General features: G+C 62.4%; 30 protein-coding genes. 19 read left to right on the top strand and 11 right to left on the bottom strand.

What is annotated here, in order from left to right; all coding sequences use genetic code 11:
• Nucleotides 1-29: 29 nt before the first annotated feature.
• From H147_RS0110380 to H147_RS0110345, 8 genes are all read left to right on the top strand, one after another.
• Nucleotides 30-692 carry a dimethylsulfonioproprionate lyase family protein gene (locus H147_RS0110380; protein WP_019955302.1) on the top strand — a complete coding sequence of 221 codons (663 nt, stop codon included), beginning with the start codon at nucleotides 30-32 and terminating at the stop codon, nucleotides 690-692.
• Between the two features lie 33 nt (nucleotides 693-725).
• Nucleotides 726-1,610, top strand: coding sequence for an NAD-dependent epimerase/dehydratase family protein (locus H147_RS0110375; RefSeq protein WP_019955301.1), 885 nt, complete (start codon nucleotides 726-728; stop codon nucleotides 1,608-1,610).
• Nucleotides 1,589-2,545 carry an isopenicillin N synthase family dioxygenase gene (locus tag H147_RS0110370; protein WP_019955300.1) on the top strand — a complete coding sequence of 319 codons (957 nt, stop codon included), beginning with the start codon at nucleotides 1,589-1,591 and terminating at the stop codon, nucleotides 2,543-2,545. Before H147_RS0110375 ends, H147_RS0110370 begins: the two co-directional genes overlap by 22 nt.
• Nucleotides 2,546-2,618: 73 nt before the next feature.
• Nucleotides 2,619-3,023, top strand: coding sequence for a thiol-disulfide oxidoreductase DCC family protein (locus H147_RS0110365; protein ID WP_019955299.1), 405 nt, complete (start codon nucleotides 2,619-2,621; stop codon nucleotides 3,021-3,023).
• Nucleotides 3,020-3,544: a DUF4166 domain-containing protein gene (locus H147_RS0110360; RefSeq protein WP_019955298.1), complete on the top strand. Its 525-nt coding sequence runs from the start codon at nucleotides 3,020-3,022 to the stop codon at nucleotides 3,542-3,544. Before H147_RS0110365 ends, H147_RS0110360 begins: the two co-directional genes overlap by 4 nt.
• Before the next feature lie 68 nt (nucleotides 3,545-3,612).
• Entirely contained in the window at nucleotides 3,613-4,260 is a 648-nt protein-coding gene (locus H147_RS0110355) for a DUF1007 family protein (RefSeq protein WP_019955297.1), read from the top strand.
• Nucleotides 4,242-5,126, top strand: coding sequence for a nickel/cobalt transporter (locus H147_RS0110350; RefSeq protein WP_019955296.1), 885 nt, complete (start codon nucleotides 4,242-4,244; stop codon nucleotides 5,124-5,126). Before H147_RS0110355 ends, H147_RS0110350 begins: the two co-directional genes overlap by 19 nt.
• 93 nt (nucleotides 5,127-5,219) lie before the next feature.
• The gene (locus tag H147_RS0110345; protein ID WP_311135594.1) at nucleotides 5,220-6,533 is read left to right on the top strand and encodes an MATE family efflux transporter; all 1,314 of its coding nucleotides are present in this window, start codon (nucleotides 5,220-5,222) and stop codon (nucleotides 6,531-6,533) included.
• Here H147_RS0110345 and H147_RS0110340 read toward each other — a convergent pair.
• The 4 genes from H147_RS0110340 to lgt form a co-directional block, all read right to left on the bottom strand.
• Nucleotides 6,530-7,303: a Hint domain-containing protein gene (locus H147_RS0110340; protein ID WP_019955294.1), complete on the bottom strand. Its 774-nt coding sequence runs from the start codon at nucleotides 7,301-7,303 to the stop codon at nucleotides 6,530-6,532. The two genes, H147_RS0110345 and H147_RS0110340, sit on opposite strands and share 4 nt — an antisense overlap.
• A gap of 468 nt (nucleotides 7,304-7,771) precedes the next feature.
• Nucleotides 7,772-8,527 (bottom strand): peptidoglycan editing factor PgeF, encoded by a 756-nt coding sequence (gene pgeF, locus H147_RS0110335; protein ID WP_019955293.1) that lies wholly within the window; start codon nucleotides 8,525-8,527, stop codon nucleotides 7,772-7,774.
• On the bottom strand, nucleotides 8,524-9,582 hold the full coding sequence (locus H147_RS0110330; protein ID WP_019955292.1) for a class I SAM-dependent methyltransferase: 1,059 nt from the start codon (nucleotides 9,580-9,582) through the stop codon (nucleotides 8,524-8,526). Before H147_RS0110330 ends, pgeF begins: the two co-directional genes overlap by 4 nt.
• The gene (gene lgt / locus H147_RS0110325) at nucleotides 9,579-10,460 is read right to left on the bottom strand and encodes a prolipoprotein diacylglyceryl transferase (RefSeq protein WP_019955291.1); all 882 of its coding nucleotides are present in this window, start codon (nucleotides 10,458-10,460) and stop codon (nucleotides 9,579-9,581) included. The genes H147_RS0110330 and lgt overlap by 4 nt, the downstream gene beginning before the upstream one ends.
• 104 nt (nucleotides 10,461-10,564) lie before the next feature.
• On the opposite strand from lgt, the gene H147_RS0110320 reads away from it, so the two are divergent.
• A complete protein-coding gene (locus tag H147_RS0110320) occupies nucleotides 10,565-10,807 on the top strand; it encodes an accessory factor UbiK family protein (protein WP_019955290.1) in 243 nt (80 codons plus the stop codon).
• Nucleotides 10,808-10,970: 163 nt separating this feature from the next.
• Here the strand turns inward: H147_RS0110320 and H147_RS21000 are convergent, their stop codons facing one another.
• Nucleotides 10,971-11,222, bottom strand: coding sequence for a hypothetical protein (locus H147_RS21000; RefSeq protein WP_211216554.1), 252 nt, complete (start codon nucleotides 11,220-11,222; stop codon nucleotides 10,971-10,973).
• Between the two features lie 130 nt (nucleotides 11,223-11,352).
• On the opposite strand from H147_RS21000, the gene H147_RS0110315 reads away from it, so the two are divergent.
• Nucleotides 11,353-11,577, top strand: coding sequence for a hypothetical protein (locus H147_RS0110315; RefSeq protein ID WP_019955289.1), 225 nt, complete (start codon nucleotides 11,353-11,355; stop codon nucleotides 11,575-11,577).
• A gap of 41 nt (nucleotides 11,578-11,618) precedes the next feature.
• Here H147_RS0110315 and H147_RS0110310 read toward each other — a convergent pair whose 3' ends face one another.
• On the bottom strand, nucleotides 11,619-12,650 hold the full coding sequence (locus H147_RS0110310; RefSeq protein WP_019955288.1) for a M42 family metallopeptidase: 1,032 nt from the start codon (nucleotides 12,648-12,650) through the stop codon (nucleotides 11,619-11,621).
• 230 nt (nucleotides 12,651-12,880) lie between these two features.
• Between H147_RS0110310 and H147_RS0110305 the strand changes: the two genes are divergently transcribed.
• The 4 genes from H147_RS0110305 to H147_RS0110290 all read left to right on the top strand — a co-directional run bounded on the left by H147_RS0110305 (nucleotide 12,881) and on the right by H147_RS0110290 (nucleotide 15,550).
• Nucleotides 12,881-13,384 (top strand): type III secretion system chaperone family protein, encoded by a 504-nt coding sequence (locus H147_RS0110305; protein ID WP_019955287.1) that lies wholly within the window; start codon nucleotides 12,881-12,883, stop codon nucleotides 13,382-13,384.
• Nucleotides 13,385-13,459: 75 nt separating this feature from the next.
• Nucleotides 13,460-14,275: a pyrroline-5-carboxylate reductase gene (gene proC / locus H147_RS0110300; RefSeq protein WP_019955286.1), complete on the top strand. Its 816-nt coding sequence runs from the start codon at nucleotides 13,460-13,462 to the stop codon at nucleotides 14,273-14,275.
• Nucleotides 14,268-14,606: a tRNA-binding protein gene (locus H147_RS0110295; RefSeq protein ID WP_019955285.1), complete on the top strand. Its 339-nt coding sequence runs from the start codon at nucleotides 14,268-14,270 to the stop codon at nucleotides 14,604-14,606. Before proC ends, H147_RS0110295 begins: the two co-directional genes overlap by 8 nt.
• Nucleotides 14,603-15,550 (top strand): 2-hydroxyacid dehydrogenase, encoded by a 948-nt coding sequence (locus H147_RS0110290; RefSeq protein ID WP_019955284.1) that lies wholly within the window; start codon nucleotides 14,603-14,605, stop codon nucleotides 15,548-15,550. Before H147_RS0110295 ends, H147_RS0110290 begins: the two co-directional genes overlap by 4 nt.
• Here the strand turns inward: H147_RS0110290 and H147_RS0110285 are convergent.
• Genes H147_RS0110285 through H147_RS0110275 form a run of 3 tightly spaced genes read right to left on the bottom strand, consistent with a single transcriptional unit; the run spans nucleotide 15,547 to nucleotide 17,582 of the window.
• Complete coding sequence (locus H147_RS0110285) at nucleotides 15,547-15,921, bottom strand: hypothetical protein (protein ID WP_211216552.1); 375 nt, start codon at nucleotides 15,919-15,921, stop codon at nucleotides 15,547-15,549. The genes H147_RS0110290 and H147_RS0110285 overlap by 4 nt on opposite strands.
• A 36-nt stretch (nucleotides 15,922-15,957) precedes the next feature.
• Nucleotides 15,958-16,383: a hypothetical protein gene (locus H147_RS0110280; RefSeq protein ID WP_019955282.1), complete on the bottom strand. Its 426-nt coding sequence runs from the start codon at nucleotides 16,381-16,383 to the stop codon at nucleotides 15,958-15,960.
• Entirely contained in the window at nucleotides 16,380-17,582 is a 1,203-nt protein-coding gene (locus H147_RS0110275) for a pyridoxal phosphate-dependent aminotransferase (protein ID WP_019955281.1), read from the bottom strand. The genes H147_RS0110280 and H147_RS0110275 overlap by 4 nt, the downstream gene beginning before the upstream one ends.
• An 81-nt stretch (nucleotides 17,583-17,663) precedes the next feature.
• Here H147_RS0110275 and H147_RS0110270 point away from each other — a divergent pair, with 81 nt between their 5' ends.
• The 3 genes from H147_RS0110270 (at nucleotide 17,664) to H147_RS0110260 (ending at nucleotide 18,916) form a co-directional block, all read left to right on the top strand.
• Entirely contained in the window at nucleotides 17,664-18,059 is a 396-nt protein-coding gene (locus tag H147_RS0110270; RefSeq protein WP_019955280.1) for a helix-turn-helix domain-containing protein, read from the top strand.
• Nucleotides 18,056-18,328 (top strand): succinate dehydrogenase assembly factor 2, encoded by a 273-nt coding sequence (locus H147_RS0110265; RefSeq protein ID WP_019955279.1) that lies wholly within the window; start codon nucleotides 18,056-18,058, stop codon nucleotides 18,326-18,328. Before H147_RS0110270 ends, H147_RS0110265 begins: the two co-directional genes overlap by 4 nt.
• A gap of 66 nt (nucleotides 18,329-18,394) precedes the next feature.
• Nucleotides 18,395-18,916: a MarR family winged helix-turn-helix transcriptional regulator gene (locus H147_RS0110260; RefSeq protein WP_019955278.1), complete on the top strand. Its 522-nt coding sequence runs from the start codon at nucleotides 18,395-18,397 to the stop codon at nucleotides 18,914-18,916.
• Here the strand turns inward: H147_RS0110260 and H147_RS0110255 are convergent.
• On the bottom strand, nucleotides 18,910-19,635 hold the full coding sequence (locus tag H147_RS0110255; protein WP_026352426.1) for a DUF1194 domain-containing protein: 726 nt from the start codon (nucleotides 19,633-19,635) through the stop codon (nucleotides 18,910-18,912). The two genes, H147_RS0110260 and H147_RS0110255, sit on opposite strands and share 7 nt — an antisense overlap.
• Complete coding sequence (locus H147_RS0110250; RefSeq protein ID WP_019955276.1) at nucleotides 19,629-20,057, bottom strand: VOC family protein; 429 nt, start codon at nucleotides 20,055-20,057, stop codon at nucleotides 19,629-19,631. Before H147_RS0110250 ends, H147_RS0110255 begins: the two co-directional genes overlap by 7 nt.
• 392 nt (nucleotides 20,058-20,449) lie before the next feature.
• Here H147_RS0110250 and H147_RS0110240 point away from each other — a divergent pair, with 392 nt between their 5' ends.
• On the top strand, nucleotides 20,450-22,489 hold the full coding sequence (locus tag H147_RS0110240) for an AAA family ATPase (protein ID WP_162561655.1): 2,040 nt from the start codon (nucleotides 20,450-20,452) through the stop codon (nucleotides 22,487-22,489).
• 81 nt (nucleotides 22,490-22,570) lie between these two features.
• Nucleotides 22,571-22,709 (top strand): helix-turn-helix domain-containing protein (locus H147_RS0110235; protein ID WP_169379860.1); only part of this gene is annotated, 139 nt, incomplete at its 3' end.

Here is a 22,709-nt window from a genome sequence, read left to right as displayed (position 1 = left end):
GCGTGACCGCAAAACCGACAGGAGCGCCGATGGACGAGGTGTCACAGACGATCAAGACGCAGCCCGACTGGCGGTATCTGCTGGCCGAGTTCTATGAGCTGTACCGCCAGATCCCTGCCGGTGGCAGCCCACGTATCCGCAGCCATCAGCGCCAGGCACGCGAGGCGATCAGCCGCGTGATCAAGGCGGGCGCGGAACTGCGCCTGCAAACGGCCGCGCAAAAGCCTGTCACCGCCCATCTGCGCCGCGCGCTGGATCAGGGGCGGTCGGGGACGATGGCGTCGATCATTCGCAGCCTTGATTGCGTGGCGGACAGCCTGTCCTGGCAATATGGCTATGAAAAGGTCCCGCCCGGTCTGACCGGCACCTATGCCTATGCCGAAATTGCGGGTCCACAGGGACCTGTCGTCACCACCGAAATCATCCTTGGCGTCGTGCTGTTCGCGCCGGGCTGCACCTATCCTGCCCATGCCCATCAGGGGATCACCGAAAGCTATGTCTGCCTGTCGGGGGCCGTGTCCGAGAATCATCAGGGCGTCTATGTGCCGGGCTCGATGATCTTCAACCCGCCCGACCACCTGCACCGGATCACCGTGGGCGACCGCGAACCCGCGTTGCTGGCCTATGCATGGCTGGGCAAGGCAGGCGATCTGGCGGGGCAAAAGATGGTCTTTTCCCGCCCGCGCAAATAGGGTGCCGCAAACAGACATGTGAAAGGATCACCAATGCGCATTTTCTTTACCGGCGGCAGCGGCAAGGCAGGCAAACACGCGATCCGGCATCTGCAGGCACAGGGGCATATTGTCGTGAACATCGACCTTGTGCCGTCCGGTCTGGACGTGTCCGCATTGCTGGTAGACCTGACCGATGCGGGGCAGGTGATCGGGGCCATGTCGCAATACACCGATTTCCACGAACTGGACGAAGGCGACGGCGTGCCGCGTTTCGATGCCGTGGTGCATTTCGCCGCCGTGCCGCGGGTGATGATCGGCACCGATGCCGAATGTTTCCGGATCAACACACAATCCACCTACAACGTGATCGAGGCGGCGGTGAAACTGGGCGTGCCCAAGGTGATCTTTGCCAGCTCCGAGACCACCTATGGCGTCTGCTTTGCCCATGGCGAGGTGAAGCCCGATTATGTGCCCGTGGACGAGGAGCACCCCACCGTGCCGCAGGACAGTTACGCCATGTCCAAGGTCTGCAACGAGGCGACGGCGCGCAGCTTTCAGGCGCGGTCCGGCACAGATATCTATGGCCTGCGGATCAATAATGTCATTGAACCACATGAATATGCGGCGAACTTTCCTGCCTTCATCGCCGATCCTGCGACCCGCCGCCGCAACATTTTTGCCTATATCGACGCGCGCGATCTGGGGCATATGGTCGATTGCTGCCTGAAAACCGACGGGCTGGGCTATCAGGTGTTCAACGTCTGCAATGACGACCTCAGCGTCGGGATCACCGCGCAGGAAGTGATCGACCGCTTCTACCAAGGGGTCGAGGTACGTGGCACTTTGTCTGAAAACGAAACAATGTATAGCAATGCCAAGGCCAAGCGCATGGTCGGTTTCGCCCCGCAACATTCATGGCGCGCGGTGCTGGGCTGATGGATTTCGCGCGCTTCGATCTGGCCGCATTCGAGGCGGCGACGGCAGATGACCGCGCGGCGCAGGCGGCAGAGCTTGACCGGATCTGCCGCGACACGGGCTTTCTGGTGCTGGACGGGCATGGTGTGGACTCTGCCGTGATCGCCGCCGTCTGGGCGGTAGCGCAGGCGTTCCTCGCGCAGGATGCTGCGACAAAACAAACGGTCAGCCCGCCCTATCAGGGCTATCCCTACGGCTATCTTGGCCCCGATACCGAGGCGCTGGCACGCTCCAAAGGCGAGGATACGCCGCCCGATCTGAAGGAAAGCTTCAACGGCGGCCCTTTGCGTGTCCCAGCGGATGCGTCACCTGACGCGATGGCGTTTTGCTATCAGCCGACGCTCTGGCCCGACCTGCCGGGGTTCCGCCCCGCGTGGGAGACGTATTATGCCGCGATGGAGGATCTGGCCGCGCGCATCATGCGCGCCTTCGCTGCCGCCCTGCATCTGCCCGAGGATCATTTCGATCCGTTCATCGCCAACCCCATCTCTGCCCTGCGCGCGCTGCATTATCCCGCAACGCAAGGAGTGCCGCGCGACAAACAGCAGCGGGCGGGGGCGCATACGGATTACGGTTCGCTCACCATCCTGCTGCCTCAGCCCGGCAGTCAGGGGCTGCAGGTGCGCATCGGCGAGACTTGGGTCGATGTGCCGGCACCCGACGGGGCGTTTGTGATCAACATCGGCGATTTGATGGCGCGCTGGACGGCGGATGTTTGGGTCAGCACCCTGCACCGGGTCGTTGCGAAACCCGATCAGCCCGCGCGGCAGTCGCTGGCGTTTTTCCACCAGCCTGACTGGGATGCGCAGATTGTGCCACTGGATGGATCGGACGCCTATCCGCCCGTGAAATCAGGGCCTTATCTGATGGACAAGTTCCGGTCTACCGGCACCTGACCTGCGACAAGGACGCCCCTTGCGGGCAAGTCGCGAAATTTTAGCTTGAGGGGTAAGTGTGCGAGGCAAAGCAATGACCAATGACCCGCCGATAGCGGTGATGGACGCCGAATGTGCTGTTTGCAGCTGGGGCGCGCGGGTGATCCACCGGATTGACCGCCAGGGCGATATCCGCATCGCGCCGATCCAGTCGGCGACGGGGGCGGCGCTGATGCGCGCCAACGGGCTGGACCCCGCTGACCCCGACACGTGGCTGTTTATCGAGAACGGCACGGTCTGGCGCGATTTCGACGCGCTGATCCGCGTGGGCCAGCGCAGCGGCGGCTGGGGCAGGGTGTTCGCGCTGTTGCGGGTCCTGCCGCGCCCTGCGCGCAACTGGCTGTACCGGCGCGTGGCGCGCAACCGCTATGCGGTGTTCGGGCGTGGCGACATGTGCGCCTTGCCGGACCCTGCGTTCCGCGCGCGGCTGCTGCCATGACCGATGCGCTGTTCCCGCGCTATCTGGGGGCGGATTTTGCGGCATTGCCGGGCGAGGTGCAGGCGTTGCACCGGATCGACGGCACGGTGACATGGCGCGGCACGGCCAGCGTGACACGCGGCACAAGCCCATGGGCGCGGCTGATCGCGGCGCTGTTCCGCTTTCCCAAAGCGGTGGCGGAAACGCCTGTTACCGTCACTATGACCCCCCAGCCAGATGGCGAAGTGTGGGTCAGGCAATTCGGCACCAGCCGGTTCCGCTCCCATCTGCGGCTGAACGGGGACCGGATCACTGAACGCTTCGGGCCGTTCACATTCGATCTGAACCTGCATGTCGCGGCAGACGCGCTGCATTTTCCCGTGACCGCTGGCCGGATCGGCCCCATCCCCCTGCCGCGCCGCGCCTTACCGATCAGCATCGCGCGCGAATATGCGGCGGACGGGCGGTTCCGGTTCGATGTGGCGATCCATGCGCCGCTGACGGGGGCGCCGATCGTGCATTACAAAGGCTGGCTCGCGTGATGGGCAGATCACGGCCAGCCGCGCCACAGCCCGATTGCGGCACGCAGCGCTTCGCGGTAGCAAGGCGCATGTTGCGCAATCTGACACTGATCCCGCTTTTGCTGCCCATGCCGGCACTGGCCCATCCGCATGTCTTTGTGGAGGTCGAAATGGCCGTCGTGTTCGACGCGGATGGCAGCGTCGGCGTGCGGCTCGACTGGGTTTATGACGCCTACTTCTCCATGCTCGTCACCTCCGATCTGGGGATCGACATGGATGGCGATTTGAAATTGACGCCGGACGAACAACAGATGCTCGATGAACAAATCGCCGCATGGCCCGCCGATTTCAACGGCGACCTGGAGGTCGTGCAGGGCGAAACCGTGCTGCCGCTCGCACCGAAACGCGACCATGCGATGGTCTATCAGGACGGGATCATGCGCGAAACCCACCTGCGCCCGCTGGCGCAGGTCGCGGACCGCAGCGCAGCGCTGACGATCCTGCCTTATGATCCGACCTATTACGTGGCCTATACGGTCGCCGGACCCGTCACCGTCGAAGGCCGCGACGATTGCACGGTCGACATCATCCCCGCCAATCTGGACGCCGCCTATTCGCTGGTCGAGGAACTGCTTTACGGCCGCCCCGCCAGCGACGTGGGTCCCGATGAGGAATTCCCCGAAGTCGGCCGGTCCTTTGCCGATACCGTGGTCGTGACATGCGCCGCACAGCTGTAGGATTGCTCGCCGTGATCGGGGCGGCAGCACTCTGGCTGTGGGGCTTTGGCGGGGCCGACCAGATCGCCCGGGCTGCCGCCGCGACGCAGTTGCAGGTCCAGAACGCGATGGCGGGGGCCTTGCGCGCGCTTCAACAGGGCAATCCGGGTGCCGTTTTGACGCTGTGGGGGCTGTGTTTCGCCTACGGCTTTGTGCATGCCGCAGGGCCGGGGCATGGCAAGCTTGTGATCGGCGGCTATGGCCTTGGCGCACGGGTGCCTGTGGGGCGGTTGGCGGGCCTCGCGCTGGCCTCGTCGCTGGCGCAGGCGGCGACGGCGGTGGTGCTGGTCTATACCGCTGTCTGGGTGCTGGGCTGGGGCCGCGAACAGATGACGGGGCTGGCCGATGACGTGCTGGAACCTGTCAGCTATGCGCTGATCGCGGGGGTCGGGCTGTGGCTGGTGCTGCGCGGCATGCGTCATCTGCGCGGCCTGCGCAAGCCTGTCCACACGCATGACAAAGTCTGCGCCAGCTGCGGTCACGCCCATGGCCCCAGCGTGGAACAGGCGGCCGAGGTCCGGTCTTGGCGCGATGCCGCTGCCATCATCGCGGCGATTGCCGTGCGCCCCTGCACGGGGGCGGTGTTCCTGCTGATCCTGACGTGGCGGTTCGGGCTCGATTGGGCGGGGATCATCGGCGCCTTTGTCATGGGGCTGGGCACCGCCAGCATCACAATGCTTGTGGCCTTTGCCGCTGTCGGTTTCCGCGAAAGTGCGCTGCAATTGGTCAGCAACCGCGGCACCGCGCGGATGATGGCCAGCGCTGAAATCGCGGCGGGTGCGGTTGTGCTCGTGCTCGCCTTGCAGTTGGTCCAGCGCAGCATCTGATTGCGCTTTACGGCCCGTCGCTTCGCGCCTAAAGCTAGCCAGATGCAACAGGCCGCCACCACATATCCTGAACACGCGCGCGCGATCTGAAAGCTGGGCATCCCCCTCATCCTGAGCAATATGGCGCAATTCGCGATCCATATGACCGATACGCTGATGCTGGGCTGGTATGATGTCACGGCACTGGCGGCGGCCACCATCGCGACATCGCTGTTTTTCGTCGTCTTCATCGTGGGTGCGGGTTTCGCGCAGGCAATCACGCCTCTGGTGGCTGCGGCGAATGAACAGCGTGACCATGTGCAGGTCCGGCGCGTGACGCGGATGGGACTGTGGCTGTCGATCATCTATGGGGCGATCGTCATGCTGCCCTTTTTCTGGGCCGAGGAGATCCTGATCGCCATCGGCCAAGCGCCCATTGTCGCCGCCGAGGCGCATCTTTATCTGCAGATCGTGATCTGGGGAATGATCCCCACCTTGCTGGTGATGGCGCTGAAATCCTTTCTGGTGGCGCTTGAACATACCGCCTTTATCCTCTGGGCGACGGTCGGAACGGCGGCGCTCAACGGGCTGGTCAATTATGCGTTGATCTTCGGCAATTGGGGCGCGCCGGAACTGGGGATCGAAGGGGCGGCCATCGCGTCCGTCATGGTCAACTTGCTGACCGTGGCGCTGCTGGTGGGTTACATCCTGCGCAAGCTGCCGCGCTATGAACTTTTCCGCAATTTCCACCGCCCCGATAGCGAGATCATGCGCCGGGTCTTTATGCTGGGCTGGCCCATCGGGCTGACGTCACTGGCCGAAGGCGGGCTGTTCAGCGCCTCGGCCATCATGATGGGCTGGATCGGGCCGATCGAGCTGGCGGCCCACGGGATCGCGATCCAGCTGGCCAGCCTGACTTTCATGGTGCATATCGGCTTTTCGCAGGCGGCGACGGTGCGGGCGGGCCGTGCCTTGGGGCGGCGCGACGAACAGGGGCTCCGGCGCGGCGGGATCACCGCGATTGGTCTGTCGGCGTTCTATGCGGCGGCGACATCGGCTGTCTTTTTGCTGATTCCCGCCACGCTGGTGTCGTTGTTCATCGACCCGAGCGAACCCGAAAGGCTGCGCCTGCTCGACGTTGGCATCACGCTGGTGATGATCGCAGGCCTTTTCCAGCTGGTTGACGGGTTGCAGGTCGTCGTGCTGGGCCTGTTGCGCGGTGTACAGGATACCACAGTGCCGATGGTGATGGCGGCATTCAGCTATTGGGTGATCGGGCTGCCTGCAAGCTATCTGCTGGCATTCTACTGGGGTTGGGGTGGGATCGGTATCTGGCTGGGGCTGGTCTTGGGATTGCTGGTCGCGGCGGTCCTGATGATGTGGCGCTTCTGGGGGCGATCCGTGCAGATCACCCCGGCGTTGGGCTAGTCGATCATGTCCAGATCATGCAGCCGCAGGCGCGGATGTTTGAACAGCCCGACATCATCCAAGCGTCGCAGATGTGGAAACAGTGCCAGATATTGCGCCAGCGTCTCGCCCCGCAGCCCGAGGCTGAAGGCGGTGCCGGGGTGCAGGCTTTCCACGCCGATCCCGTTGACCATCAACGTCTCATGCGTGGCAAAGCCCAGTTGATAGACATGGACAGCCGCCGCGGGGCGCAGTTCGATGAATTGGTTGCCGTCCACGAAATCACGGGCCGGAATATAGGCGGCGCTTTTCCCGGTCAGCTTCATCACACCGTTGGTGCAATGGTAAAGGCGCGCCGACGGTCCGAGGATCAGATCCTGCATTGGCCGTCCGATGCCCAATGCATCGGCGGTGATCCGCGTCAGGCTGAGCCGGGACGGGCCGGTGTCGGTTGGCGAGGGTGTGATCGTCATCATCCCCCGCCACAAGAGCGGGGCAAAGTTGCCGTCGGACAGCCGCAACCTGTCGCCGGGCAACAGATCTTCTACCGCGACCGGCCCGTGCTGCGATTGCAGGATCGTGCCGCGCCCCAAGGCACCGAATGCATCTTCAAAAGCGGGGGTTGCGGGGGCGATACTGCTCACCTCGTCGATCTCGCCGTTGGGGCGCAGATAGGTAATCGTGTACTTGCGTTGCGGTGTCGTGCGGCCCGGGTGGCCTGCAAACCGCGACGGCGCGCTGGTGCTTTGCGTGGCGGCATAGGTCGGGACGGCGTTTGATTGGGCAGTCATGCGAAAACCTTCGTGGCGAGGTGACGATGGCACCGTCAGTCGCTGGCCAACGCTATGGTCGGCGCAGCGCCGGATCGGACGGTCTGTGATCGGGCGATGCTATGCGCTGACGTTTGCCAGACGCGCACGCCGCCGCGAGATCATGGCGCTCCGTCGCGAACCCCGTGCCCAGGGCATGGGTGTTTCGATCGCGGCCTCTGCCGCGTCAAGCGATCTTTGCCAACGGTTTTTCATGGCGATACCTCTTATTTGCGGGCCCTTATGGCGGGCCTTGTCTGATCAGTATGCGCGATCAAACTGGCAGGACTTTGACGGCAGACGGGCCGAACGTTACAAAATCGTCATTCGGCGCTGCGCTGTGTAAAGCGATGAAATCAGGACGTTTCCTGTGGGCGCGGGATTTCTCGGAGTGAACTGGAAATGAACGTGCCACCGCGCCGTCCATCCATCGCCGTATTGCTGCCCTGATTAAAGACGGATCGCCGCGATCAGGCGGCCGTAATCGGCCTCTTGCAAATGCACGCTGCGCCGGTAGCTGAAAAACCGGACCGGATCGGCATAGGTGCAATGCCGCGTCCAATGCGCCCGCCCGACCCCGCATTTGCGCAGGCGCATCAGCCCAAAGCCCGGCAGATCGAACTGGAACCGTCCCGCAGCGCCTGCCATGAAAAACCAGTCATAGGCGGGATCAACAGCAACAAAGCGGTCACGGAAATCGGCCCCGACCTCATAGCTGCGCTGGCTGATCGACGGGCCGATGACGGCGGCGATGTTGCGGCGCGCGGCGCCCAATTCCTCCATCGCGTGGACCGTCTGTTCCAGCACACCCGCAAGCGCACCTTTCCAGCCTGCATGGGCCGCCCCGATAACGCCGGCCTGATCGTCACAGAACAGTACGGGCTGGCAATCGGCAGTCAGCACCGACAGCGCGATGCCCTTGGTGCGCGTGACCAGCGCATCGGCCTTTTGCACCAGCGGGCCTGCGTCCTCGACCGTGACCACATCGGCGGAATGGACCTGATGCACGCCGACCAGCCTGTCGGCCGTCAGATCGAGCGCGCCTGCTACGCGGTCGCGGTTGATCGCCACGATATCCGATTGGTCCGAACTGCCAAAACCGCAGTTCAGCCCAGCGAACACACCAGACGACGCACCACCCTTGCGGGTAAAGAACCCGTGGCGTGCAGTGCCGAGTGCAGGATCGGTGATGATTTCAAGCGTCATGGGTCCAGTCCGGGCGGGGGCATGGCAGTCGCGGGGTAAAGCGCCATCACTTTGAACAGGTCACCCATTTCGGCGGGGTGGGTCAAGCGGCGATGTGCCGCGACATGCGCATCAAGCGCGGCGCCGGTCAGCCCCGTGGCGAGTTTTCGCGCACGTGCCGTGATACCGAGCCGTTCCAGAAACACCCCCTGCGATGTCAGCCGTGTGTGGCGTGTGTTGCCGATATGGGCGGCGATGGCGGCAAAATCGACATGCGCCGTCAGATCGGCATGGCCGGGGGCGGCCAGCGGGTCGGCGGGCGCATGCCCCGCCAGCGCCTGCAACGTATCACCCAGCGACTGCCAGTCGCCATAGTCGATGATCAGCGCCGCGCCACCGTGCCGCGCAATCCGGTCCGCGATGGTACCGATGATGCCCGGCAGGGCGGGGCAATGCTCCACCATGTCCCCATCCTGCGTGCCGCCCAGCCGATCCGCCAGCATCGCCAAAGATGTCGCCTCTGACAGGCCAAAGCAGAGCTGCCCGTCCTGCGCGCCCACCATCCTTTCGCGCCAGCCCGCACTTGCGCGCACGAATTGCCGGATCGGCAAGGCGTCGAAGAATTCGTTCGCGACCAGCAGCAGCGGTGCCTCGGGCAGCGTGTCGACCCTGTCGTGCCATGTCGCCTGCGGCACACGCGCGGCCTGCAAGGCGCGCAGATGCGGTGAGGTTTCGACAAAATGCACGCGGGCTGCGGCATGAAACCCCGGCACGGCGGCCGTCGAGCGCAACACGTCGGCCATCAGCGTGCCGCGACCGGGGCCAAGCTCTGCCAATGTCACAGGGTCGGGCGCGCCTTGGTCCAGCCACGCCTGCGCAAGCGCCAGCCCGATCAATTCGCCAAACATCTGGCTGATCTCGGGGGCGGTGGTGAAATCGCCCGCGGCACCAAAAGGGTCGCGTGTCGCGTAATAGCCGTGGACAGGATGCATCAGCGCCTCGGCCATGAAGCTCGCGACACTGACCGGCCCGTCGCGCGCGATCCGGGCCAGCAGCAGGTCGGCCAGCGCGGTCATCTGCGGCGACTGGTCGCCACCACGACGACAAGCCCTGTCAGGATCATCGGCAGCGTCAGCAATTGTCCCATCGTCAGGCCATACTCGCCGAATTGCAGCGCCCAGCCCAGTGGATTGCCGGGGCTGACGAATTGCGCATCAGGCTGGCGGACGAATTCGACGATGAACCGCGCGATGCCGTAGCCTGCAAAAAAGATACCGGACAGCAACCACGGTTTTTTCAAGCCGCCAAAGCGGAACGCCAGCAACAGCAGGATGCTGCCCAGCAACAGCCCTTCGAGCCCCGCTTCATATAGCTGGGACGGATGGCGTACGCAGGGGTCCGTCGCCGTGGCGCAGGATTGCGCGGCAGCGCCCGGAAAGATGACGCCCCACGGCACATCCGTCGGACGGCCCCATAATTCGGCGTTGATGAAATTGGCGATCCGCACTAGCAGGATGGCGGGGGTGGCCGCCACGGCGATTATATCCCCCAGATCGGGCAGCGGCACGCCCTGCCGGCGACTGAACAGCCACACCGCCAGCACGACGCCGATGAAACCGCCATGAAACGACAACCCGCCTTCCCAGATCCGGATGATGCCGACCGGATCGGCAAGAAACGCGGCGGGTTGATAGAAGAAGGCATACCCCAGACGCCCGCCGCCGATGACGCCCAGCACGATATAGGTCAGCAGGTCTTCCAGCTTTGCGGGGTCCATCGGCGCGCCGTTGCGCCACAGATGCGGACGGCGCAATGCGGCCTTGATGATCATCCAGCCAAAAGCGATGCCGACGATATAGCCCATCGCATACCACCGCAGCGCCAGCGTGATGCCGAACACGTCGATGCTGAAAATCTCTGGCGAGATATCGGGAAAGGGGATCGCTGCGAACATGGCGCAAGTCGTGATGCGCGCGTGCGGCGATGTCAAGCAGGCCAACCCGCTTGTCTGTCACCCGGCTTGCCCCCATATAGATGCGAACAGCCTTGGAGAGAGCCATGCAGAACCGTAACAAGATTTTCGACGATCTGAGCCAGTTGATGACCAATGCCATGGGCGTGGCCCAAGGCGCGCGGGACGAGGCGCAGACCGCCATGAAATCCATGATGGACCGCTGGCTGGCCGACCGCGATTTCGTGACCCGTGAAGAATTCGACGCCGTCCGCGCGATGGCGCAAAAGGCCCGTGAAGAAAACGACGCGCTGGCGGCGCGGATCGCCGCGCTGGAAGCGAAGAAATAGCAAAAATTCCGCCACGCATCGGCCCGTGAAAGCGGCGCTGGCTGTGCTGGCTTTGTCACGACTGAAAATGTCCTGAAAGCCCCACTTTTTGGCTGTTTGTTACGCCCGTCGTCAGAACCTGTACTTAAGGGAAGGTTTCTGCGGCGGGCTTCTTGATGCTACCTCACGACTGCCTTTTTCCGCTCACTTTTCGTGTGCAAAAAAGCGGCAGGTAAAGAGTGTTTAGCCAGTGTGAGTTGAAGGTTACGAGTATGTTGGATGTTTTGTTGATCACCTTGTTGGTTGGTGTTGTTGTTTGCGGTTCTTCGACGTCGTCGGCCAGAATATCCGGCCGACGCGCCGCGCTTGACGCGATGAAAATGATCAGAGCCCGCTGCGTCGTGCAGTGACCTTTCCGCTGCGGCAGGTCATTCAATAACCGGCGCTGCGGGTTGACGTCACAGGCTATAAGCCCTACCGCTGAATAGTCGGGTGTGCGTACTTGGCCCAATTGCGACGGTTTTCTTGTGGATTATTGCGCGTATATATGTGCGTCTATTGCTGGATTGCTACTTTTCTGTATCGGCGTGATCGGCCTGTCCGGGATGCCTTTTGATGTAAACCCCGCAATTACTGTGTTGTTTCAACCGCTGGGCGATTCTCGCGCGATCAACCAGACCTATTATTTCGCACTTATTCTGGTCGGGATCTGGCTGGTCCTTTACGTCAAGGCCCGGCTTGCCGCTCTGCTCGCGCTTGGGCTTGTGCTTCTCAAGGTTGCGCTGGTGTGAGGATATGTCGCGGCAGCGCTGAAGCCCTGCCGCAGTTTGTCTCAATATTCCGACAGATACGCGACCAGAATATCCAATGCCGCCTGCAGATCGCCCCTGTCGATCATTTCGGTGACCGTGTGGATATAGCGTGTGCCGACGACGATCCCGACAGCGCGCGCGCCTGCGGCGGCCTGTTGGGCGGCGGCCCCGTCCTGTCCGCCTGCGGCCAGCATCGTGCGCTGATACGGGATCTTTTTGCGGATCGCCAAAGCCTCGATTTCCCCGACCAACGCCTTGTCGGCGATGAACGATGAATCCCGCACATGCAGCCCGAATCCCGCACCCTGCGTCGTGGTCGCGTCCTTTTCGGGGATGCCGGGAGTGTCGCAGGCCAGCGTTGTGTCGATGCCGAGCCCGATATCGGGCTTGATCGCATAGGCCGCCGTGCGCGCGCCGCGCAATCCGACCTCTTCCTGACAGGTGAAGGCCACGTGGATTTCTGCGCCGCGCCCTTTCTTGCCCAAGGCGCGGATCGCCTCGATCCCCAGCCAGCAGGCGATGCGGTTGTCCAGCGCCTTGGACACGACCTTGTTGCCCATCTCGATGAAAGGTTCGTCCATCACGACGAAATCGCCGATCTTGACCTTGTCGCAGGCAGCCTTGCCCATGCCAAGATCGACGAAAAACTCGGTCACTTCGGGCACCTTTTTGCGGTCTTCGGCGGAGGAGATGTGGATCGGCTTGCCGCCGGGGTTCATCACGCCCTTGAAATCGCCCTGATCTGTGCAGACCAGCACACGGCGCGAAAACAGGTTGCGCGGATCGAACCCGCCTACGGGTTGCAGATACAGATAGCCGTCCTTGGTGATATGGCTGACCAGAAAGCCGATCTCGTCCATATGGCACAGCAGCATGATGCGCGGCGCGCCTTTCTTCTTGGCGTCGCGGCGGCACAAGAGCGACCCCATCGGGTCGGTCGTCACCGCGTCGAACATCCCCTTGATCTCGGATGTGATCAGGTCGCGCACGCGGTGTTCGTGGCCGGGCACACCGGGCATTTCGCAAAGTCTTTTCAACAGATCGAGGTTCATCGGATGCTCCTTTGTTGGACGTAATCTGGGCCGCGCCGCAGCGCTTGGCAATCGGCGCGCGTGAAATATTCGTGACGGCAGGGTTATCCCCAAGAAACTGCTTTACAGGTGGCCGATCCTGCCACACGATATGTTGTAGGGGCTAAACGAGAACTCTACCGCCCCTAGAGCAGGCAGCTAGCGCTAGGGTCATGCCAAGTCCCCCGCGCCAACACAGTGAGGCCAAGCATATGGCGTTGTCCGAACATTACCTTGATGCCGATGATCTGCACCCGATCGACCTTGTCGAACATATTGCCGAACACCATGACTGGGAATTCGACCGTATCCACGACGATCAGATCGCGATGGCCGTCGAAGGCCAGTGGCGCACCTATTCGATCACGCTGGCCTGGTCAGCCTATGACGAAACCCTGCGTCTGATCTGCACCTTCGAGATGGAACCCCCCGCCACGCGCAAACCCGCGCTTTACGAGGCGCTGAACGCGATCAACGACAGGCTTTGGGCGGGCTCGCTCACATGGTGGGACGAACAGAATTTGATGGTCTACCGTTACGGGCTGGTGCTTGCGGGGGATCAGGTGGCGGGACCCGACCAGATCGACACGATGATCGGCGCGGCGGTGAATGCCTGCGAACAATATTACCCCGCGATCCAGTTGGTCACATGGGCCGACAAGACCCCGAAACAGGCGCTGGAAGTCGCGATCGCCGGCGCCTACGGGCGCGCATGAAAATTTCGCCAAGGTGGCTTTTCAGTCGCCTTGGCGTGGCGTAACCTCTTGAGATTACGTCAAGAGGACCATTGAATGAATATGAACGAAGTTGCCGTCCGTGGTCTTGTATTGTTGGGCTGCGGCAAGATGGGGTCGGCGATGCTGGCGGGGTGGCTCCGCAATGGTCTGCCGCCCGCCTCGGTCTGGGTGATCGACCCCAAGCCGTCCGACTGGGTCAAGCAGCAGGGCGTCAATGTCGGTGGCACCTTGCCCGAAAGCCCCGCAATAGTCGTGGTTGCCGTCAAGCCGCAGATGATGACGACCGCCTTGCCCGATGTGAAGGCGCTGGGCACCGGCAAGACGCTGGTCATCTCCATCGCCGCAGGCACGCCGATTGCGACGTTCGAGGCGGCCTTTGGCCCCGACACCCCCATCATCCGCGCGATGCCGAACACGCCCGCCGCGATTGGCCGGGGAATCACCGCGCTGATCGGCAATGCCAAGACGACCGACGCCGATCTCGACATGGCCGAGGCGCTGCTCTGGGCGGTGGGTCAGACCGTGCGGCTGGATGAAGAATCCCAGATGGATGCGGTCACCGCCGTGTCGGGGTCCGGTCCGGCCTACGTCTTTCACATGATCGAGGCGCTCGCCGCCGCCGGTGTCGCCGAAGGGCTGACGCCGCAGATGGCGATGGATCTGGCCAAGGCCACCGTGGGCGGGGCAGGCGAGTTGGCCGAAACCGCGGACGAGGACCCCGCGCAACTGCGCATCAACGTGACCTCGCCCAATGGCACGACGCAGGCAGCACTTGACGTTCTGATGGACAAGGACAAGGGCCTGCCCGACCTGATGCGCCGCTCTGTCGCCGCTGCCGCCAATCGCGCGCGGGAACTGGCCAATGAGTGAGATCAGCTTTGACGATTTTATGAAAGTCGATGTGCGCGTCGGCACCGTGATCCGCGCGGAACCTTTCCCAGAGGCGCGCAAGCCCGCGATCAAGCTCTGGATCGATTTCGGCCCCGAGATCGGCGAGAAAAAGACATCCGCCCAGATCACCGTGCATTACGCGCCCGATACGCTGGTCGGCAAACAGGTGCTTGCGGTCGTGAACTTTCCCCCCCGCCAGATCGGCAAATTCATGTCCGAAGTGCTGGTGCTGGGTATGCCCGACGCGGATGGCGCGGTTGTGCTGGTCGGCCCCGATCAGCACGTGCCTTTGGGAGGGCGATTGCATTGAAAAAGATCCTCATCACCCGCGCCTTGCCAGAGGCTGTCCTTGCCGCCGCCCGCGCGCGGTTTGACGTGACCCTGCGCGCGGAAACAACAGGGCTAAGCGTGGCCGAGGCCGCCGCCGCCCTGCGGGACTATGACGCGATCCTGCCGACCTTGGGCGACGGCTTTACCGCCGAAGCCTTCAAAGGCGAGATTCGCTGTGGCGTGCTGGCGAATTTCGGGGTCGGCTACAACCATATCGACGTGGCCGCCGCCCGTGCCGCCGGCGTCGCTGTGTCCAACACGCCCGATGCCGTGACCGACGCGACCGCCGATATCGGCATGACGCTGATCCTGTCCGCCTGCCGCCGCGCGGGCGAAGGCGAACGGCTGGTGCGCGCGGGCAAATGGACCGGCTGGCAGCCGACGCAGATGCTTGGAACCCATGTCACCGGCAAGACTGTCGGCATCGTCGGCATGGGCCGGATCGGGCAGGCCGTCGCGCGGCGCTGTCTTTACGGCTTCAACATGCCGGTTCTGTATTTCAACCGCTCGCCCAAGATGGTGGACATGCCAGCGCGTCAGGTGGAAAGCCTGCATGACCTGATGGAACAGGCGGATATCATCGTGGTGACGGTGCCGGGGGGCGGTGCCAACACCGGGCTGATCGACGCTGCTGCCTTGGCCGCAATGAAACCGACGGGCATTTTCGTCAATATCGCGCGCGGCGATGTGGTGGATGAGGATGCGTTGATTGCAGCCTTGCAACAGGGGCGGATCGCAGGCGCGGGCTTGGATGTTTTCGCCAAGGAACCCTTTGTGCCAGAGGCGTTGCGTGCTTTGGAAAACGTCGTGATCCTGCCGCATCTGGGCACTGCCGCCCTCGAAGTGCGCGAGGCGATGGGGCAGATGGCGCTCGACAATATCATCGCCTGGGACGAAGGGCGCGCGCTGCCGCAGGCGGTTTAATCCGCCCGGCGTTGCGCCTGGACACCCAGCAGCCACAGCCGGATATCGCCGCCGCTGCGCTGCAACGCCACCAGCAGATAGGGCGCCAGAAACATGATCCCGAGGACCGATGCCGCCGCACCCAAAGCCAGCGCCAGAGGCGTGAACCCGCCGCGCCAGCAGACCCAGAGCGCCGAAAGGATCAGATAGGTCGCGAAGTCCAGATTGAACTGCCCGCGCCATGTGAGCCCTGCGATATCCCCGATAAAGACCGGCACCAGCCCCCAGCCTTCGCGCGACACGACGATGGCGGTATACGCGGCCATCACCGCGAACATCAGGGAAAGCAGAATACGGAATGCGGTCATCATCGGCCCTTTCGACATTGGCATGTCGCCGTCCTAGACCGGCGGGGCAAAGGGGTGCAATTACCTGTCAGGTAGGTGCCCGCTGTCGTTGTCGCGCGCAAGCCTGTCGGCTTTCTTGCGCACCAGAACGCTGCGCAGATCATGCATGGCCAGCAAAAGCTTGTCCGTGACCTCGTCCAGTTCGGCATCACCTGCGCGGGCTTGTACCCAATGGGCGGTCAGGTTCAGATGGTCGATGGTGCGGTGGATATCGTCCAGATCGCGCCGCGCCAGCAGCGCCTTGCGATCGGTGATCCAGTCGCGGATCACGGCCTCGTCCGCTGGGGTCAGGACATGATCGCCATGCGCCTTGAAATCACCCCGGTTGATGTTGACCACGGCGATCTGGTCCATATCGATCCGGCGGTGCCGGTCTTCGACGTCGACGCGAAACACCGCCGCCCCATTGTCGCGGATGCGAAAATAATAGGGCGGCAGGGCGGTCATGACAGGCTTTTGCAGAAGGTGATGATGCGCTGGCAGGCTTCTTTCAGCGCGGCATCCGAGGTGGCATAGCTGACGCGGAAATTGGGCGACAGGCCAAAGGCCGCACCGAACACGACCGCAACGCCGGTTTCCTCCAGCAAGGCGGATGCAAAGGTTTCGTCATTGTCGATCAGCACACCGCCCGCGCTGGTCTTGCCGATACAGCCCGCGATGGAGGGATAGACATAGAACGCGCCTTCGGGGCGTGGGCAGACCACGCCGGGTGCCTGATTGAGCATATCGACGACCAGATCGCGGCGGCGTTCAAAGAGCGCGTTGTTGGGCGCAAGGAAATCCTGCGTGCCGTTCAACGCCTCGACCGCCGCATACTGGCTGACCGAACAGGGGTTCGAGGTGGATTGCGACTGTACCTTGCGCATCGCCTTGATCAGAACCTCCGGCCCTGCCGCATAGCCGATCCGCCAGCCTGTCATCGCATAGGCCTTACTGACCCCGTTGACAGTCAGCGTGCGGTCATAAAGGCGCGGTTCGACCTGAGCGGGCGTGCAGAACTTGAAATTGCCGTAAGCCAGATGTTCGTACATGTCGTCCGTCATCACCCAGACATGGCTGTGGCGCACAAGCACATCGGTCAGCGCCTTCAACTCGTCCCAAGAATACCCCGCGCCGGTGGGGTTGGATGGCGAGTTGAACAGGAACCATTTGGTGTTGGGCGTGATCGCGGCCTCCAACTGGTCGGCGGTGATCTTGAAATTCGCCTCCAGCGTCGCCTCGACCGTGACGGGCGTGCCGCCTGCCAGCAGCACCATGTCAGGGTAGCTGACCCAATAGGGCGCGGGGATGATGACCTCGTCGCCCGCGTTCAGCGTCGCCATGAAGGCGTTGTAAAGCACCTGCTTGCCACCCGTGCCGACCGTGATCTGCGCGGGTTCATAGGTCAGCGCGTTGTCGCGTTTGAACTTGGCGCAGATCGCCTGTTTCAGTTCGGGGATGCCATCGACGGCGGTGTATTTCGTCTTGCCCTCGGCAATCGCCTGCACGGCGGCGGCCTTGATATTGTCCGGCGTGTCGAAATCCGGCTCTCCCGCGCCGAGGCCGATGATGTCGCGCCCCGCTGCCTTGAGCTCTGCGGCCTTGGTGGTCACGGCGATGGTGGGCGAGGGTTTCACGCGATCAAGCGTCGCAGACAGAAAAGTCATCAAGGATGTCCGGTGGTCAAATTGCACTATCCGTGACATAAGACGACCCGACCGAGCATGGCAAGAACCAAGGAGTCCCACGTGACCGAAACAGACAGTGATTGGTACAGCCCAGAGGCTGCAACCTTTGGCGACAGGCTGGCAGGCGCACGTGAAGCCGCGGGGCTGAGCCAGAAAGACCTTGCCAAGGCGCTGGGCGTCAAGTTTGCGACGCTGGTGTCGTGGGAAAACGACACCGGCGAGCCGCGCGCCAACCGTTTGCAGATGCTGGCAGGCATGCTGGGGGTGTCGCTGGGCTGGCTGATGACGGGGCAGGGCGACGGTTTGTCCGCCCCCGATGATGCGACCGAAATGCCTGCCGATGTCGCGGCCTTGATGCAGGAATTGCGGCGCTTGCGCGCGCAGATGGTGCAGACCCTCGACAAGATGGGGCAGGTCGAAAAACAGCTTCAGACAGTATTGCGCAGGACCCTATGACAGAAACGATCGAACATACCCGCAAGCGGTTGCACATGCGGTCCATGCGGCGCGGGATCAAGGAAATGGACCTGATCCTGTCGGCCTTTGCCGCCGACAATCTGGCAGGCATGACCGACGCGGAACTGGCGCTTTACGATGCGCTTTTGTCGGAAAATGACCACGATCTTTACGGCTGGGTCGGCGGGCAATTCGCTGTGCCCGATGTCTATGCCGATCTGATCGGCAGGATCGCTGCAGGCGCGCATGGGGTCACGCGGCCGGCCTGACCGCCTTAACCCTATGTTGTCTTGTTTGCCTTAGACCCGTCCCACCACAATAGACGGAGTTTCGGGATGAGCATCCACACGGACCTTGGCAAGCGGGACAAATCCGGCATGTCGGCGGCGCGCAGCGCCTCTTTCATGGCATCCTATCTGGATGCGCTGACCCTGGTGGAACGGTTGCACAGGCTGCTGCTTGACGTCATCAAGGATGAATTCGAACGTGTCGGCATCCTAGAAATCAACGCGGTGCAGGCGCTGCTTTTGTTCAACGTCGCCGACAACGAGGTGACGGCGGGCGAATTGAAATCGCGCGGGTATTATCAGGGATCGAATGTGTCCTACAATCTCAAGAAACTGGTCGACCTTGGCTATATGCACCATCAGCGCAGTGAAATCGACCGCCGGTCCGTGCGGGTTCGCCTGACCGAAAAGGGGCGCAATGTGCGGCAGGTCGTGGCAAAACTTTTCGCCACGCATGCCGACGGTCTGATTGACCGGCAAGTGCTGGACCATGCCGGTCTGGACGAAATCACCGGCGCGCTGCGCCGGGTGGAGCGGTATTGGAGCGATCAGATCAGGTATATCTACTGACGCTGCGGGGTCAGCCGTGGGGGTGCGCCTGCGACGGTCGATGCACCCAGGACCGGCAAAGAAAGCTCGCGGATCAACTTGCGGCGCATGCTGTCTTCATAATCGTCGAACCCGTTGGCGATCTCGACAAAGGCACCCGGCCCGCGGATCACCTGATCGCGAAAATAGGGGATCAACTCGGTTTCGGCCTCGAACTCGCCCGCGTTGACGACAAGGCCATTGACGGTGACATTCTCGAACGGAAACGCGGCATAGGCGTCCTGCGGGCCGAATCCTTCGTTGTTTTCGCCGTCACCGGCAACGTCGATCGTGCGGTATAGGCAGGACGGCCCTTCCTGTAGTTTGACCGCCGCATACCCAAGCGCAAAGCCCATTGCCGTAGGGAAATCATTGTGGCTGCGCCTGCTTTGCGCGATCGTTTCGGCCACGTCAAACAGGTCCGCGGCCGAGTTGATGATCCGCCAGCCCGCAAGGTCATGCTGGTTATAGCGCCCGCTCCATTCAAACACGAACAGCGCGACGGGATCGGGGCTTGCAAAAAACGCCTCTTGCACGTCGGGCGCGATGAGCGCTGCGGCAAGCCCACCGCGTTGCAGCCGGTCTTCATCCGTGTCGACGGAAGACGACACATCCATCGCCAGAACCAGCGCAAGCCTGCAAGCCTGCGCCGGTGACGCCGCCAAAAGGCAGCCTGCTGCGATGAACCCAGCCTTCACCAATGGCCGGTGTTTTCCATGCTCGACCAGGGTTCAGCGGGCGGCAGGTTGTCGCCTTCCTGTAGCAATTCGATGGAAATGTTGTCGGGCGACCGCACAAAGGCCATATGCCCGTCGCGGGGCGGGCGGTTGATCGTCACGCCATTGTCCATCAGATGCTGGCACAGCGCATAGATGTCGCTGGTGCGATAGGCCAGATGCCCGAAATGGCGGCTGTCCGACGGCAGGCCGTCGTCGCCATCCCAGTTATAGGTCAGTTCGACCGGACATTCCTCCTGCCCCGGAGGCGCCATGAACACGAGCGAGAACCGGCCCTTGTCATTGTCGATGCGCCGCGTCTCGCGCAGGCCCAGCAATGCGTAAAATGCCATCGATTTTTCGAGGTCTTTGACGCGCACCATCGTGTGCAGGTAGGTCAGGGTCATCCTTGAAATCCTTTTGTCATGATCGACGCCAGCCTAACCTGCCAAAGTCGCGGACGAAACGGCAGAAGCCATCACATCGACGACATTTGCGGCTGCCACCCTGCCACGCAGAGGTCGCGGTGCGGCACTTGTCAGGCAATCTTGCAAAAATCCGCCCCCGACATCTGGCCATTCTGGCGCCCGCGCGCGCAATCGCCTCGCTCGAACGCCCCGCGCATCGGGGTCATGCCAAAAAAAACGGGGGAAACCAATGGCAGTCCCTAGGGATGTAGTGAAAACAAGCGGAAACAATCGCTTAGCCTGTAAAACAGGCCGGTTTCACTGCACTGAAATTGCTGAAAATTCCGTCATATCGTCAAACTTTTGCGGGGCCTCAGCAAGAGGAATAGCCCGTGGGCCTTCAACAGACGCTAGACGAATTACTGGGAATTGAAAAAATAAACGCCGCTCAGGATGCAGACCTGAGCGGCGTTGAAAAGAGACATAGAACAGCCACGAACTATGTGAAGAAAGATAGCGCATCCGGCCAAGCGAATCAAGCCGTCAGCTGGCTAGACCTTCCGTTGCCGATCAGTCTGTTCCGATCGAAAACTGACACGCACCCGACCCATGACACACTGAGCCTACGCCAGTTTGTCGATCGGGCTGCATCGGTGACGGCTGCAGACAAAGGCACATTGCCATTGGTCAAACTGGGCACGTTCACCGGCGGCCGCAAGGCTGAGCACTTGCACACGCGCCACGGTATCGAGATCGACTATGACGCCGGCGAGGTGCAGCCCGCTGAGGCGGCCGCCCGACTCCGCGCTGCCAATGTCGCGGCCGTGGTGGTCACCAGCTCCAGTCACGCACCCGACGCGCCCCGCTGGCGTGTCCTGGTCCCGACATCAGCGCCGATCAGCGTGGCAGAGTCAGCTGTACTGGTGGAACGTGTAAACGGGGCATTGGGTGGCATCGCAGGCCGTGAGTCATTCGATCCCGCCCGCTGCTACTTCTACGGCAGCGTCGGCACGGCTGCCTCCGAGGTGCATCTGATCGACGGGCGCCCGATCGACAAGGCGCCCGAGCTGCCCCGCATTGGGAAAGTTGCATCGCAAGGTGACTTGCTTGCCAATCTATTGGGACCAGCTACGCCCGCACCGGCCGATGACGATGACCTGTTTGCAGCGATGCAGCCGGATTGGGATAGGATCAAGGGTGCGCTGAAGGCAATCAAGAACGCAGATGACCGCGACAGATGGCTGACGATAGGGCAGGCCTTGCACCATGATTCACAAGGCAGCCCCGAGGGACTCCGGTTGTGGTCTGTTTGGTCCAAACGCTCAGCCAAGTATAGTGAGTCCGACCAGCTGCGCACCTGGGCATCATTCGGCAGCCGCAAGGGCGAAGTCATCGGGATTGGCAGCCTCTACCATATCGCCAAGGCTGAAGGCTGGACCGGCGCTGATCCAATGCAGCCCTCACGCTTGTCATTCCTGAGCCCTGCCGATTGTGAGGCTGCCCCGGCACGCGGATACATCCTCAAGGGCATGGTCGCACCCGGCGACGTGGCATGCATCGTGGGCGCACCCGGTGCAGGCAAGTCGCTGCTGGCGCCGTACCTGGCCTACATGGTGGCGCAAGGCTCTGAAGCATTCAGCATGCGATCCAAAGCCGGCGGCGTGCTCTATGTCGCGGCTGAAGATCCGCACGGCATGCGGGGCAGGATCAAGGCGTTGCGGGCGACGTATGGCGATGCACCGGCTTTCCGGCTGGTGGAAGGCGTGTCAAACCTGCTGATCGATCAGTCACCCGACCTTGCCGCATTGCTTGAGGCGGTGGAACAGCAACGCCCGACTCTGATCGTGATCGACACTCTGGCAATGGCGTTTCCGGCACTTGAGGAAAACTCCGCCGAAGGCATGGGGCGCGTTGTCGCCGCTGCCCGATCACTGACTAAATGGGGCGCGGCTGTTGTCCTGATCCATCACGACACCAAGGACGGGCAGCAAGGTCTGCCCCGCGGGCATAGCCTCTTGAATGGTGCGCTGGACGTGGCGTTGCACATCAAGAGGGATGATAACGGCGTAGTGAAAGGCCGACTCACGAAAAACCGCAACGGGCCTTGTGATCTGGAAATAGCGTTCACCATCGGCACGATCGACGCGGGGCACGATGAGGACGGCGACACGATCCGGCTGCCCTATGCCGCGCCGTGCGCCTTTGTGGAAAGCGCAGCGCCAAAGCTCAGTCGCAGTGAAAAGGCTGTCATGGCCCATTTTGAAGATCTGGCGGGTGACGGGTTTGAAGCGGATGAAAGGGAACTGCGACAGGTTTGCGTAGACGGGCGCGGCGTGTCATCCGCTGACAATCCGGACAGCCGGCGTCGGACGCTAGACAATGCTTTGCGAGGTCTGATCGACAAGGGTGTGTTGATTGTCACTGAGAACTGACCCGGCAGCAGCAGAAATTGTCATCGAGAATTGACCCATGTGCAACCTTACCCCGGCTTGAATCAGCTGGGAGCACTTGGAGTGATAGACATGGGATTTTTAAAAGTTATCCGGAAATGGGCGCTGCGTGACAAGATGCCCATTCGCGAGATCGCGCGGCGGACGGGCGTGTCTCGCAACACGATCAAGAAGTATTTGCGGGAGGGGATTGTTGAACCTG

It is taken from the genome of Yoonia vestfoldensis DSM 16212, assembly GCF_000382265.1.
In the GTDB taxonomy this organism is placed as follows: Bacteria; Pseudomonadota; Alphaproteobacteria; order Rhodobacterales; family Rhodobacteraceae; genus Yoonia; species Yoonia vestfoldensis.
The sequence above is the reverse complement of the archived record's forward strand: the minus strand, read 5'-3'. Positions and strand labels throughout refer to the sequence as shown.

What these genes read in the sequence shown, in the direction of transcription:
- H147_RS0110380 (WP_019955302.1), top strand. Translation starts at nt 30, where the DNA reads ATGGACGAGGTGTCACAGACGATCAAGACGCAGCCCGACTGGCGGTAT.
- H147_RS0110375 (WP_019955301.1), top strand. Translation starts at nt 726, where the DNA reads ATGCGCATTTTCTTTACCGGCGGCAGCGGCAAGGCAGGCAAACACGCG.
- H147_RS0110370 (WP_019955300.1), top strand. Translation starts at nt 1,589, where the DNA reads ATGGCGCGCGGTGCTGGGCTGATGGATTTCGCGCGCTTCGATCTGGCC.
- H147_RS0110365 (WP_019955299.1), top strand. Translation starts at nt 2,619, where the DNA reads ATGACCAATGACCCGCCGATAGCGGTGATGGACGCCGAATGTGCTGTT.
- H147_RS0110360 (WP_019955298.1), top strand. Translation starts at nt 3,020, where the DNA reads ATGACCGATGCGCTGTTCCCGCGCTATCTGGGGGCGGATTTTGCGGCA.
- H147_RS0110355 (WP_019955297.1), top strand. Translation starts at nt 3,613, where the DNA reads ATGTTGCGCAATCTGACACTGATCCCGCTTTTGCTGCCCATGCCGGCA.
- H147_RS0110350 (WP_019955296.1), top strand. Translation starts at nt 4,242, where the DNA reads ATGCGCCGCACAGCTGTAGGATTGCTCGCCGTGATCGGGGCGGCAGCA.
- H147_RS0110340 (WP_019955294.1), bottom strand. Translation starts at nt 7,303, where the DNA reads ATGACTGCCCAATCAAACGCCGTCCCGACCTATGCCGCCACGCAAAGC.
- pgeF (WP_019955293.1), bottom strand. Translation starts at nt 8,527, where the DNA reads ATGACGCTTGAAATCATCACCGATCCTGCACTCGGCACTGCACGCCAC.
- H147_RS0110330 (WP_019955292.1), bottom strand. Translation starts at nt 9,582, where the DNA reads ATGACCGCGCTGGCCGACCTGCTGCTGGCCCGGATCGCGCGCGACGGG.
- lgt (WP_019955291.1), bottom strand. Translation starts at nt 10,460, where the DNA reads ATGTTCGCAGCGATCCCCTTTCCCGATATCTCGCCAGAGATTTTCAGC.
- H147_RS0110320 (WP_019955290.1), top strand. Translation starts at nt 10,565, where the DNA reads ATGCAGAACCGTAACAAGATTTTCGACGATCTGAGCCAGTTGATGACC.
- H147_RS0110310 (WP_019955288.1), bottom strand. Translation starts at nt 12,650, where the DNA reads ATGAACCTCGATCTGTTGAAAAGACTTTGCGAAATGCCCGGTGTGCCC.
- H147_RS0110305 (WP_019955287.1), top strand. Translation starts at nt 12,881, where the DNA reads ATGGCGTTGTCCGAACATTACCTTGATGCCGATGATCTGCACCCGATC.
- proC (WP_019955286.1), top strand. Translation starts at nt 13,460, where the DNA reads ATGAATATGAACGAAGTTGCCGTCCGTGGTCTTGTATTGTTGGGCTGC.
- H147_RS0110295 (WP_019955285.1), top strand. Translation starts at nt 14,268, where the DNA reads ATGAGTGAGATCAGCTTTGACGATTTTATGAAAGTCGATGTGCGCGTC.
- H147_RS0110285 (WP_211216552.1), bottom strand. Translation starts at nt 15,921, where the DNA reads ATGCCAATGTCGAAAGGGCCGATGATGACCGCATTCCGTATTCTGCTT.
- H147_RS0110280 (WP_019955282.1), bottom strand. Translation starts at nt 16,383, where the DNA reads ATGACCGCCCTGCCGCCCTATTATTTTCGCATCCGCGACAATGGGGCG.
- H147_RS0110275 (WP_019955281.1), bottom strand. Translation starts at nt 17,582, where the DNA reads ATGACTTTTCTGTCTGCGACGCTTGATCGCGTGAAACCCTCGCCCACC.
- H147_RS0110265 (WP_019955279.1), top strand. Translation starts at nt 18,056, where the DNA reads ATGACAGAAACGATCGAACATACCCGCAAGCGGTTGCACATGCGGTCC.
- H147_RS0110260 (WP_019955278.1), top strand. Translation starts at nt 18,395, where the DNA reads ATGAGCATCCACACGGACCTTGGCAAGCGGGACAAATCCGGCATGTCG.
- H147_RS0110250 (WP_019955276.1), bottom strand. Translation starts at nt 20,057, where the DNA reads ATGACCCTGACCTACCTGCACACGATGGTGCGCGTCAAAGACCTCGAA.